The organism is Nocardia sp. NPDC060255, from assembly GCF_042727395.1.
In the GTDB taxonomy this organism is placed as follows: Bacteria; Actinomycetota; Actinomycetes; order Mycobacteriales; family Mycobacteriaceae; genus Nocardia.
Window position 1 is genome coordinate 377,671 of sequence record NZ_JBHXAU010000002.1, and the last position, 12,172, is coordinate 389,842.

Genomic DNA, 12,172 nt, shown 5'->3' on the forward strand with positions numbered 1-12,172 from the left:
CCGCAATCCCCTGCGGCTGACGTAAAGGGCTGCGCGCCAATGGCAGCCGCTACTACCTGGAATCAGTACGACTTGGCCTGACTCGACCACCGCGGGTTCAACGTTCCGGATAAGCGCGCAGGGAAGGAGATCTGCTGTGGGTTGCCGTCGGAGGTGTAGCGCTGCTCCGGGTTCGCCGCGAGCCGGTCGAGCCAGTACGTCGAGTCGAAGTCGACCGCTGTTCTGCCCGAACGGATTCGAGGAACGGCCGTGGGGTCCAGTTCGCCGTATGGCGACGGAGCAGGCTCGGCACCGACCAGCAGCACCGAATCGAACACGTAATTCGTTCCGTCCCAGCTGCCCGCGGTGGCCAGGCCGCGATCGTCCGGTGCGATGCCGAGCGGCAACGCCATCGTCCGTACCTGGCCCGGCGCCGCCGCCACGATCGCGCGGACGTTGTCCGCCAGCTCACGTTGGACGCCAATGCTGTCCAGCTGCGCGAGGTTCGCGTGCGTCGCGGTGTGCGCGCCGATCTCGTAACCGTGCGCGGCCAGCCAGGACAGCGCGCGCGGATTGTCGCCGAACGGCTGGTTGTTGACGTAAAAGGTCGCGGTGGGCGCGAATTCGGGATGCTCGGCGCGGAACTGTTCGAGGATCCCGATCGCCGTGTCGGGCGCGACCTTGCCGTCCTCGGTGATCGTGAGCTGGCTGAGCGTCGAGTCGTCGAAGGTGAGCACCACCGGATGGGTGCCCGCGGGCAGGTCGAAGGCGCCGGAGATGTAGGCCGACGTCGTCACCGGACGGTAGTTCTCGCGCAGCAGTCGATCGAGTTCGGCGCGGAATTTCGCTGGCGTCTGGTCGTATTCGCTGTCCGGCTCGGCCGCCAGCTGGTGGTACATCAGGACCGGGACCACGCCGAGTTCGTTGGCGCTTACCGCAGCCGGATCGGGCGCGGGACTGCTCGACGGTGGCGCGGTCGCCATCGCCCGAAGGGTAGCCGGGTCGGGGTCCGCGGCGCAGGCCGCGGCCGTCAACACCAGCACCGACAACATAACTCGAACACTGATGGTCGCGTTCTTCGCCACCGGGCAAACAGTACGCGAACGCGACCAATTCGTTGCGTAAGCAACTCGGACAAAGCAGGGACGGGCGCGGGCCGAACCCGCGATAGTTGAGCGATCTCCAGACGAAAGTTGGTGTGTGCGTTGCTAGAACGACTAGGCGTGACAGGACACCGGCGGTTGGCGGCAGTCCTGGTTATCTCAGTCTTATCAATTCTTGTCGCTTCTGTGACCCTGAGCTGGGTCCGCACCGAACCCCGCGGCTTGACCGTCACCGGTCTCCCGAACAGTCTGGTCGGCGCGGCGACCATGTCCGCCATGACATTGCGGGTAGACGCGGGTGAATACGACCCCGGCGCCCTGCAGCTCGAACTCGACGGTCAGCCGGTCACCGGCGCCATCGACGGTAACACCGTCGTCTACCGGCCGGGCGCGCTGCCCGATGGCGAGCACAAGTTCACCGCCGAGATCCCACCGAGCTTCCTCGGCTTCCTCCGCACCGGCCCCGGCGTGTCCAAGGCGTTCACCGTCGACAACGAGGCACCGACCCTGGAACTGACGCAGCCCACCGGCGTGACTTCTTACCGCCAGCCGGTTACCTTGCGCGGCAAGGCAAAAGACGCCGAGCGCGTGTCGGTCGGCAACCTGTCGGCGACTCCGGCCGACGACGGCTCCTTCGAGATCACGCTGCCGCGCGCGCAGACCGGCGCGCAGGTGGTCGCCGTGGACGCCGCGGGCAATCAGACCGCGCAGCCGATCACGGCGGCGATCGAGCAGCCACCGATCAAGGCAGTGCACGTCACCGCCTACGGCTGGTCCGACGACGGACTCCGCGAGGACGTGCTGAATATGGCTCGTGACGGGCGCATCAACACGGTGCAGCTCGACATCAAGGACGAAGACGGCGAGGTCGGCTACGACTCCCAGGTACCGCTCGCCCGCGAATCGGGTGCCGTTATGCGGATCTACGACGCCCCCGCGGCCTTGCGGCAGTTGCACGATATGGGTATTCGAGTGGTGGGCCGGATTGTCGCCTTCCGCGACAAGACCATGGCCGAATGGGCCTGGCAGGCAGGCCATCAAAACTGGGTCATCCAGACTCCGTCGGGCGAGCCGTACTCGAGCAGGTACGGCCCGATCGCCTTCACCAACTTCGCGAATCCAGAAATCCGCAGATACAACATCGATCTCGCGGTCGAGGCGGCGAAGCTCGGCTTCGACGGCATCATGTACGACTACATCCGGCGCCCGGACGGCGCGCTGTCGCAGATGCAGTTCCCCGGCTCCACCACCTCGCCCACCGTGTCGATCGCCGAATTCCTGCGTGAGAGCCGCGATCCCGTGCGCGACGCCGGCGCCGAGCAGAGTGCCGCGGTATTCGGGGTGGCCGCCACCCGGCCCGACGAGATCGCGCAGGACATTCCGATGATGGCCAAGTACGTCGACTACATCGCGCCGATGCTGTATCCCTCGCATTGGAACGCCGGCGAATACGGTGTCGTCAACCCGAATTCGCAGCCCTACGACATTGTCTTCCGCTCGCTGCAGGACTTCCGTACGCAGACGCAGGGCACCGCGGCCAAGATCGTGCCCTGGTTGCAGGACTTCAGCCTCGGCGTCAGTTACGGTTCCGGTGAGGTCAGGGCGCAGATCGACGCCGCCAATGACGCGAAGGTCAATGGGTTCTTCCTGTGGAGTCCCACGGTGCATTACAGCCTTGCGGGACCTGCGGACTGATCCCTATCGGACCGGCAGCAGCCGATCACGCAGCGCGGCAACGATTTCCCGGTGGCTGCCGGTCAGCTCGGGCATCAGCAGGTCGATGTTCAGCCGGCCGGCGAAACCGGTGATCACGAAAAACGGTGTCGCCGCGGGTGCGTCGGCCGGTATGGGCGCGTCGATATGGAACAGCGGCCAGAAGTCGTCCAGTTCGAGCGCGGGCGGATGGCGGAGCGTGGGTACTCTGCCCCAGTTCGTGGCAAGCGCTGCGGCCGGAGCCTGTTGAAGTTCTTGCAGCACAGCGAACTTGCTGCCGGCCGCCTGCACCGCGGCGTGCTGGATCCGTTGGTCGGCCAGATCAGCCGTGAGCCGGGCGCCGATCGCCCGCGCTATATCCGCGAGCTCGACGGCATCGCCCTCGGTGATGTACCTCCCATAGCGCAAGATGTTCGTCCCCGCGGTGAAGGCCACCGGCGGCGACATGCGCGATCGCAGTTCCACCAGATAGGCGTAGGGCATCTCGGTCAGTGGCACATCATGGACATCCGCGATGGCGAGCAGGATGGCCGCCGATACCAAGCTGTTGATCGTCGTGCCTTGCCGGTGGCCGAAGTCGACCAAGGCAGCGGTCTGCCCTTCATCGAGCTGGCAACGCAGATACGACAGCGCGATGACCTGGCGATCGCCGTCCGGCGCGGGCGGTACTTCACTGGGCACAGCTGTTCCGGTCTCGGCGGGGCCGATGCCGCGTTCGGCGTACAACGCCTCCAGCGACATCGGGTACGCGTGCCGCGCCACCGCCGGGACGGCCGTTCCCTCGATGAAATCGGTGTACAGCGACCAGAATTCCGCCAGTATCGCGAGCGAACGGTGACCGTCGGCAACGCTGTGGTGGATCAGCAGCGTCACATTCGCCCGATCGCCTTCGCACCACATGGAGTTCGCATACTGTCCGGGCCGCGTCCAGGTCCGTGTCGTAGCGGACGGACGCGACCTCGCCGTCGAACACCCGGATCACCGGCGGCACCGACGAGCCGACAATCACCGCGGCCTGATCATCGGCCACGAGACGTGCACTGAGGATCGGATACGCACGACGCAGCGCGGCAAAGGCCTGCGACAGCGCCGCGATGCCGAGGTAACCGCGCACCTGAACGGAGTAGCCGACGAACAATCCCGGACCGACATAGACCGCCTCGGTCGGTGCCAACGGTCGAATCGCGTGTGTTGCCGTCATGGTAGGTCTCCTCGGAGTGAGCCAGTTACCCTCAAGCTACAATACGAACGATCGATCGGTCGTATTGAATGGGCAGCATCACACCCCGCGCGGTCGGCGCGGTTACGCTGGTGGAGTGAACGTTGAAGTGACGCGCCTGCCGGGTATCGGTGTGCGCAAGGACTTTCCGGTCAAAGGCGTTCGCCGCCGGATCGGCGTCATCGATCACAAGGACGGCACGGTCTACCTGATCGTCAGCAAGTCCGACAATCCCGAAGCCACCGACCAGATTCCGTTATCGGCGGCGGAGGCGGCCGCATTGGCCAACCTGCTGGGCGCCCCGCAGCTGGTCGCGCAGCTGCGCGAGGAACACCGCGAGTTCGACGGCGTGAACACCAGGCAGTTCGCTATCCTCGGCGGCTCCCCCTATGCCGACCGCCCGCTCGGCGAGACCGAGATGCGCACCCGGACAAGGGTTTCCATCGTCGCCATCATGCGCGGCGGCTCGGTGGTCCCGTCGCCGGGCCCGGACTTCACCTTCGCCGCGGGCGACCTGCTGGTGATCGTCGGAACCACCGAGGGCCTCGACGCCGCCGCCAGCATCCTGACCAACGGCTGATCAGCCGCTGAACAGGTCGAATACCTCTTCCGCGCGGTCGCGGGTGCGATACATGTCCCAGGCGGTGGCGGCGAGGTCGTCCGGGTTCAGTGTGCGGCCCTCCATCGAGCCGAAGCGGGCCGGGTCGGCGGTGACCATGGTATGGATGTCGCCGCGTTCGATGAGACCGCCGATGGTGAGGGTCGCCGCGTAGACGCCACTGTCGGCGAGGGCGGCATTGAGGGTGACGGCGTAGTTGCGCAGGGCAGCGGAGGGCAGGGCCAGGTGGCCGAGCATCGGCATCGGCCGGACGCTGGAGAGTCCGCCCGCGAAGAGGAGAGCGCCGGCGCCTCTGGTGCGCATGGCCGGAAGGACTTCGTGCACCATGTCGACGGCGGGCCAGACCCAGTCGAACGCGGATTGCGCTGTGGCGGCGTCTGTTTCGGCGAGCGGGATCGGCTGCTGGGTCGGCCCGGGCCCGTAGTAGGCGAGCTCGATGTCGCCGTCGCTTGCGATCTCGCCGAGCACCGACCTCAGCCGGGCTCGGTCGGTGATATCGACGGCGTAGGCGCTGGCATCAACGCCTTGTGCGGCAAGGTCTTTCAGATAGCCCTCGTGCCGCGCTTCGCTGCGTGAGATCAGCGCGACCCGGAATCCTTCGCTACCGAAACGCCTGGCCATGGACATGCCGAGGCCTGGTCCGACGCCGACGATCACGGCGGTAGATGTAATGGACATGACGCTCTTTCCAAAGATTGAGGGGTCCCTCAATTTCAAAGGTAGCATGAAATCGAGGAGCCCCTCGACTTTTGTATGATGGTGCCCATGACCAAACCGTTGCGCCGCGATGCCGCCCGCAACCGCGAGAAGCTGTTGCGGGAAGCGGCCGATGTCTTCACCGAGCAGGGACTCGACGGGTCCCTGGAAGAGATCGCGCGACGGGCCGGAGTCAGCATCGGCACGCTGTACAACCACTTCCCGCACCGCGACGCGCTCATCGACGCGCTGCTGCCGCCGCGCCTCGCCGCCATCGACGAATTCGCCGCCCGGGCCGCGGCCGAGCCGGATGCCTGGGTCGCGTTCAGCGGGTTCCTCGAGGAATTGCTCGGCCAGATGACCACCGACCGCGGCTTGCTCGAGGCACTCACCGGTGACCATCCCGCCGCCGCCCAGCTGACCGAGGCGTGCCATCGCGGCATGTCGCATCTATCGACGCTGCTGCACCGCGCTCGACAGGAGGGTTCGGTGCGCGCGGACGCGAGCGACGAAGACGTGGTGCATCTGGTGTGGGCACTGTCGCTACTCGGCGAGGCAGCCGGATCACCCGCGTGGCGCCGCTGCCTGGAACTCGTCCTCGACGGCCTGCGTCCCGTTCATCAACCGACCCGATAGGAACAGCACCGTGCCATATGCCAAGGCCGCCAACGGCGTTCGCCTCGCCTATCAAACCGCGGGCGCGGGCGCTCCGCTACTGCTGCTGGCCGGGCAGGCCAACAATCATCATTGGTGGGACGGGATCCGCGAGGACTTCGAGACCCGGTATCGCACCATCACCCTCGACTGGCGCGGCACCGGGGACAGCGATAAGCCCGACGAGCTTTACAGCACAGTCGGATTCGCCGACGATGTGGTCGCGGTGCTCGACGACCTGGGTATCGAGCACGCCGCGGTGTACGGCACATCGATGGGTGGTCGCGTCGCACAATGGCTGGCCGCCCGCCATCCGGAGCGGGTGCACGCCCTGGTCCTCGGCTGCACCTCCCCCGGCGGCAAGCACAGTATCGAACGCGGTCCTGAAATTCGACAGTCGCTCATCGACCCCGATCCGGACGCAGCGCACCAGGCTCTGCTCGAGCTGATGTACACCCCGGAGTGGTTGGCGCACAACGCCGGCCCGCACAACACCCTCGGCGATCCCACCATGCCCGCCTACGCCAAGCGTCGCCATCTCATGGCCAGCAACAGGCACGACGCCTGGGATGTCTTGCCGGACATCACAACTCCCACCCTGATCGTGCACGGCACCGAGGACCGGTTCAATCCGGCCGCGAACGCGCCGCTGCTCGCCGAACGCATCCCGCACGCGCAGCTGCGGTTGATCCCCGGCGCCCGGCACGCGTACTTCGACGAATTCCGGTCCGTCGCGGGCCCGCTCGTGCTGGACTTCCTCGACGAGGCGCGTACCTAACCCCCATTCGCGCACCTGCCGAATTGATCGAATTCCACTGAAAGTCTTGACTCAGGCAGGTTCCCGGGGTTACTATTCCTACAGAGGAAACATTCGACGTGGTTGCTACACGACCCCAATTATCGAATGCCTATTGTGCTGCGCCGAAACTGCGAGTAACTTGGGACGTTGCGCTGGCTGCCTCCCGTCCGTCCACACGAACCCAATTGCGTGAATCACCATCGATAATGTGGTGTTCGCTTCTTGCGGTGTGCGAGTTTCGCTCGGGTAGGTGACCACACGCAATTCATCAGCAGTGTGAGGTCGCGGAAGGACGCACCGTGTCAGTCTCGTCCCAAAAAGTCACCACTACAGCCCAGGTAGTTGCCGGTATCCCCGGTGCCCCGCAGCGGGTGTCGTTCGCCAGAATTCGTGAGCCCCTCGATGTGCCGGGCCTGCTCGACGTGCAAACCGACTCCTTCGAATGGTTGATCGGCGCGCCGCGATGGCGGGCGCGCGCCGCCGCACGTGGCGAGAACAACACGGCGGGCGGCCTCGAAGAGGTGCTCGCCGAACTTTCCCCGATCGAAGACTTCGCGGGCACCATGTCGCTGACGCTGTCCGACCCCCGATTCGAAGAGGTCAAGGCCTCTATCGATGAGTGCAAAGACAAGGACATGACCTACGCGGCGCCGTTGTTCGTCACCGCGGAGTTCATCAACAACAACACCGGTGAGATCAAAAGCCAGACGGTCTTCATGGGAGATTTCCCGATGATGACCGACAAGGGCTCCTTCATCGTCAACGGCACCGAGCGCGTCGTAGTCGCCCAATTGGTTCGTTCGCCGGGTGTCTACTTCGACCAGTCCGTCGACAAGACCACCGAGAAGGACCTGCACAGCGCGCGGGTCATTCCGTCGCGTGGTGCGTGGCTGGAGTTCGACATCGACAAGCGCGACACCGTCGGTGTCCGCATCGACCGCAAGCGTCGCCAGCCGGTTACCGTGCTGCTCAAGGCTTTCGGCTGGACCGCGGAGCAGATCGTCGAGCGATTCGGGTTCTCCGAGATCATGATGTCGACGCTCGAGAAAGATCACACGGCGGGCACCGACGAGGCGCTGCTCGATATCTACCGCAAGCTGCGTCCGGGCGAGCCGCCGACCAAGGAGTCGGCGCAGACCCTGCTGGAGAATCTGTTCTTCAAGGACAAGCGCTACGACCTGGCGCGCGTCGGTCGCTACAAGATGAACAAGAAGCTGGGCCTGGACATCGACTCGGCCACGCTGACCGAGCAAGACCTCGTCGCGATCATCGAATACCTGGCGCACCTGCGCGCGGGCGACAAGACGATGACCGCCGAGGGTGGCGTCGAGGTGCCGATCGGGGTCGACGACATCGACCACTTCGGCAATCGCCGGGTACGCACGGTCGGCGAGCTGATCCAGAACCAGATCCGAATCGGCTTGTCCCGCATGGAACGGGTCGTCCGGGAGCGGATGACGACCCAGGACATCGAGGCGATCACACCGCAGACACTGATCAACATCCGTCCGGTCAGCGCGTCGATCAAGGAGTTCTTCGGGACCTCCCAGCTGTCGCAATTCATGATGCAGGACAACCCCCTTGCCGGACTGACCCACAAGCGCAGGCTGTCCGCGCTCGGGCCCGGCGGACTTTCCCGGGAACGGGCCAGCATCGAGGTCCGCGACATCCACTTCAGCCACTACGGGCGCATGTGCCCGATCGAAACGCCGGAAGGCCCGAGTATCGGTCTCATCGGCTATCTTTCGGTGTTCGCGCGGGTCAACCCGTTCGGTTTCATCGAGACGCCGTACCGCAGGGTGGTCGACGGTCAGGTGACCGACGAGGTGGTTTATCTGACCGCCGATGAAGAGGAACGGTATATCCGCGCCCAGGCCAACTCGCCGGTCGACGCCGAAGGGCGGCTGGTGGAGAACAAGGTGCTCGCGCGGCGGTTCGGCGACGAGGTGGAGTTCGTCGCGCCGGTCGAGGTCGACTACATGGATGTGTCACCGCGGCAGATGGTTTCGGTGGCGACGGCGATGATCCCGTTCCTCGAGCACGACGACGCCAACCGCGCCCTGATGGGTGCCAACATGCAGCGCCAGGCGGTGCCGCTGATCCGTTCCGAGGCTCCTGTGGTGGGCACCGGTATGGAACTACGGGCCGCGATCGACGCGGGCGATGTCGTCGTCAACGAGAAAGACGGTGTGGTGGAAGAGGTTTCCGCCGACTACATCACCGTGATGGCCGACGACGGCACGCGCAAGAGCTACCGCCTACGCAAGTTCGCCAGGTCGAATCAAGGCAACTGCGTCAACCAGCGGCCGATCATCGATGAGGGCGCGAGAGTCGAAGCGGGACAGGTGCTGGCCGATGGCCCGTGCACCGAGAACGGCGAGATGGCGCTCGGCAAGAACCTGCTCGTCGCGATCATGCCGTGGGAAGGCCACAACTACGAGGACGCGATCATCCTGTCGCAGCGCCTGGTCGAGGAGGACGTGCTCACCTCGATCCACATCGAAGAGCACGAAGTCGACGCTCGGGATACGAAATTGGGCGCGGAGGAGATCACCCGCGATATTCCGAACATCTCCGACGACGTGCTGGCCGACCTCGATGACCGCGGCATCATCCGGATCGGTGCCGAGGTGCGCGACGGCGACATTCTCGTCGGCAAGGTCACCCCGAAGGGCGAGACCGAGCTGACCCCGGAGGAACGGTTGCTGCGCGCCATCTTCGGCGAGAAGGCGCGCGAGGTCCGCGACACCTCACTGAAGGTGCCGCACGGTCAATCCGGGAAAGTCATTGGTATCCGGGTGTTTTCGCGCGCGGACGATGATGATCTGCCGCCCGGCGTGAACGAGCTGGTGCGCGTGTATGTGGCGCAGAAGCGCAAGATCCAGGACGGCGACAAGCTCGCCGGTCGCCACGGCAACAAGGGTGTTATCGGCAAGATCCTGCCGGTCGAGGACATGCCGTTCATGCAGGACGGCACCCCGGTCGACATCATCCTGAACACCCACGGTGTGCCGCGCCGGATGAACATCGGCCAGATCCTGGAGACCCACCTCGGGTGGATCGGCAAGACCGGCTGGGAGGTCGAGGGCACACCCGATTGGGCGGCGACACTGCCTGCGGAGATGCTGGCCGCGCCCGCGAACAGCAATATCTCCACGCCGGTGTTCGACGGCGCGCGGGACGAGGAGCTCACCGGGTTGCTCGGCTCGACACTGCCCAATCGCGACGGCGATGTGCTGGTGGGCGCAGATGGCAAGGCGACGCTGCTGGATGGCCGCTCTGGTGAACCGTTCCCCTATCCGGTCGCGGTCGGCTACATGTACATCCTGAAGCTGCACCACTTGGTCGACGACAAGATCCACGCCCGTTCGACCGGTCCGTACTCGATGATCACCCAGCAGCCGCTCGGTGGTAAGGCACAGTTCGGTGGTCAGCGCTTCGGCGAAATGGAGTGCTGGGCCATGCAGGCCTACGGCGCCGCCTACACGCTGCAGGAACTGCTCACCATCAAGTCCGACGACATCGTGGGCCGGGTCAAGGTTTACGAGGCGATCGTCAAGGGCGAGAACATTCCGGAGCCGGGCATTCCGGAGTCGTTCAAGGTGCTGCTCAAGGAACTCCAGTCGCTGTGCCTCAACGTCGAAGTGCTGTCGTCCGACGGCCTCGCGATCGAGATGCGCGACGGTGAGGACGAGGATCTGGAGCGCGCCGCGGCGAACCTGGGCATCAACCTGTCCAGGAACGAAGCGGCCACCGTCGAAGATCTGCCCAGCTGATTAACCATGGGCCGAGATCGCCTGCTGGACAGGTGATCTCGGCCCATGATCGCTAAACGTGCACTGCCGCAACCGCGTCGGCGAGCTCCGGATTCTTCGGCTTGGTGCGCGGCAGGAAGAACGCGGGCACCAGGGTGAGGATGATCAGCACCAGCGCCACGATGTAGGTGTGGCTGAATGCCGATGCGGCCTGGCTCAATCCGGTCTCCAGCACGCCGGGCGGCAGCTTGCTGGCGAATTCCGGATTGGCGTTGGCCGCGATCGCCGGCTTGGCGAATTCCCGGTTGTTCAGGAAGTTGGTCAGCACCACCGAGATGGTCGCGGTGCCGATCGAACCGGCGGTCTGGTTGACGATGTTCATCAGCGTCGAACCGCGGGCCACCTGCTGATGACTCAGCGTCTGGATGGCCGCGGTCATGATCGGCATCATCGTGCAGCCCATACCGAGACCCATCACGAACAGCGCGCCGAGCATCAGCGGGTACGAGGTGTCCACCGTGAGCTGGGTGAAGAACACCGTGCTGACCGCGATCAGCGTGATGCCGACCAGCACGATCTTTCCCGGCCCGATCTTGTCGACCAGCTTGCCGGCGACCGGCATGGTGACCATCGCGCCCAAACCCTGTGGGATGAGCAGCAATCCGGCCTGTAGCGCCGATTCCCCACGGACCTGCTGCAGGTACGTCGGCAGCAGCAGCGCGCCGCCGAAGAACGCGATCGCGAACAGCACCATGGTGAGCACCGCGAAGGTCAGCGAGCGGTTGCGGAACAGGTGCAGATCGATCAGCGGGTGCTCGGTGCGCAGCGCGTGGAACACGAACAGCACCATCAGCACAGCGCCGATGATCGCGGGCAGCAACACCTTTGTCGCTACCACCGTGCCCTCGCCGGGAATCGACGAGACGCCGAACAGGAACAGCGCGAGTCCGGGCGAGGCGAGCAGCATGCCGAGGAAGTCGAACGACTCCGACGGCTCCGGCTTGTCCGCGGGGAACACGACGTAGGCCAGGATCAGCGCGATGACGCCGATCGGCACGTTGATCAGGAAGATCCACTGCCAGTGGAATTCGATCAGCCAGCCGCCGAGGATCGGTCCGCAGATCGGTCCGAGCAGCATCGGCACGCCGAGCACCGCCATCACCCGGCCGACCCGCTGCGGGCCCGCCGCGTGCGTCATGATCGTCATGCCCAACGGCATCAGCATGCCGCCGCCGATGCCCTGGATCACGCGGAATGCGATGAGCGACTCGATGTTCCATGCGGTGGCGCACAGCACGGAGCCGAGTACGAAGAAGGTCAGCGCCGCCATGTACAGGCGTTTGGTGCCGAACCGGTCCGCTGCCCACCCGGTGAGCGGAATGACGGTGGCAAGAGCGAGGGTGTAGCCGGTGATCGTCCACGCCGCGATGGCGTAGCTCGTCTCGAATTCGGCTTGGAAGGTGGGCAGCGCGATATTGACGACGGTGATGTCCAGGATCGACATGATCGCGCCGAGCACGACCACGCCCGCTACTTTCAAGACCGCCGGGTCTAGTTTGTCGGCGGTCGGGTCAGGCGCCGCTGCCTGATTATCCGGAGGTTGAGTCACCGCTTCAGCGTTCCACCTCTTCGCCT

Annotated in this window: 9 protein-coding genes; 5 read left to right on the forward strand and 4 right to left on the reverse strand. The window is 65.2% G+C overall.

Annotated features, from left to right (window positions below; translation table 11 throughout):
* Positions 1-62: 62 nt before the first annotated feature.
* Positions 63-1,064, reverse strand: coding sequence for a polysaccharide deacetylase family protein (locus ACFWF1_RS07555; RefSeq protein ID WP_379290835.1), 1,002 nt, complete (start codon positions 1,062-1,064; stop codon positions 63-65).
* 204 nt (positions 1,065-1,268) lie between these two features.
* On the opposite strand from ACFWF1_RS07555, the gene ACFWF1_RS07560 reads away from it, so the two are divergent.
* Positions 1,269-2,777 carry a putative glycoside hydrolase gene (locus ACFWF1_RS07560; protein ID WP_379290834.1) on the forward strand — a complete coding sequence of 503 codons (1,509 nt, stop codon included), beginning with the start codon at positions 1,269-1,271 and terminating at the stop codon, positions 2,775-2,777.
* A gap of 3 nt (positions 2,778-2,780) precedes the next feature.
* Here the strand turns inward: ACFWF1_RS07560 and ACFWF1_RS07565 are convergent, their stop codons facing one another.
* Complete coding sequence (locus ACFWF1_RS07565) at positions 2,781-3,668, reverse strand: hypothetical protein (RefSeq protein ID WP_379290833.1); 888 nt, start codon at positions 3,666-3,668, stop codon at positions 2,781-2,783.
* Positions 3,669-4,111: 443 nt separating this feature from the next.
* Here ACFWF1_RS07565 and ACFWF1_RS07570 point away from each other — a divergent pair, with 443 nt between their 5' ends.
* Entirely contained in the window at positions 4,112-4,594 is a 483-nt protein-coding gene (locus ACFWF1_RS07570) for a cation:proton antiporter regulatory subunit (protein WP_379290831.1), read from the forward strand.
* Here the strand turns inward: ACFWF1_RS07570 and ACFWF1_RS07575 are convergent, their stop codons facing one another.
* Positions 4,595-5,311, reverse strand: a complete 717-nt coding sequence (locus ACFWF1_RS07575) for an SDR family NAD(P)-dependent oxidoreductase (protein WP_379290829.1) — start codon at positions 5,309-5,311, stop codon at positions 4,595-4,597. It abuts the gene before it with no gap.
* An 87-nt stretch (positions 5,312-5,398) separates the two neighbouring features.
* Here ACFWF1_RS07575 and ACFWF1_RS07580 point away from each other — a divergent pair, with 87 nt between their 5' ends.
* The 3 genes from ACFWF1_RS07580 (at position 5,399) to ACFWF1_RS07590 (ending at position 10,558) form a co-directional block, all read left to right on the forward strand.
* Positions 5,399-5,965, forward strand: coding sequence for a TetR/AcrR family transcriptional regulator (locus ACFWF1_RS07580; RefSeq protein WP_379290827.1), 567 nt, complete (start codon positions 5,399-5,401; stop codon positions 5,963-5,965).
* A gap of 10 nt (positions 5,966-5,975) precedes the next feature.
* Complete coding sequence (locus ACFWF1_RS07585) at positions 5,976-6,761, forward strand: alpha/beta fold hydrolase (RefSeq protein ID WP_379290825.1); 786 nt, start codon at positions 5,976-5,978, stop codon at positions 6,759-6,761.
* 320 nt (positions 6,762-7,081) lie between these two features.
* Positions 7,082-10,558: a DNA-directed RNA polymerase subunit beta gene (locus tag ACFWF1_RS07590; protein WP_379290823.1), complete on the forward strand. Its 3,477-nt coding sequence runs from the start codon at positions 7,082-7,084 to the stop codon at positions 10,556-10,558.
* Positions 10,559-10,610: 52 nt separating this feature from the next.
* Here ACFWF1_RS07590 and ACFWF1_RS07595 read toward each other — a convergent pair whose 3' ends face one another.
* Complete coding sequence (locus ACFWF1_RS07595) at positions 10,611-12,146, reverse strand: DHA2 family efflux MFS transporter permease subunit (protein WP_379290821.1); 1,536 nt, start codon at positions 12,144-12,146, stop codon at positions 10,611-10,613.
* Positions 12,147-12,172 lie beyond the last annotated feature (26 nt).

Bases quoted from the DNA above. Each gene is read 5' to 3' on its own strand.
- ACFWF1_RS07575 (WP_379290829.1), bottom strand. From the start codon at position 5,311: ATGTCCATTACATCTACCGCCGTGATCGTCGGCGTCGGACCAGGCCTC.
- ACFWF1_RS07580 (WP_379290827.1), top strand. From the start codon at position 5,399: ATGACCAAACCGTTGCGCCGCGATGCCGCCCGCAACCGCGAGAAGCTG.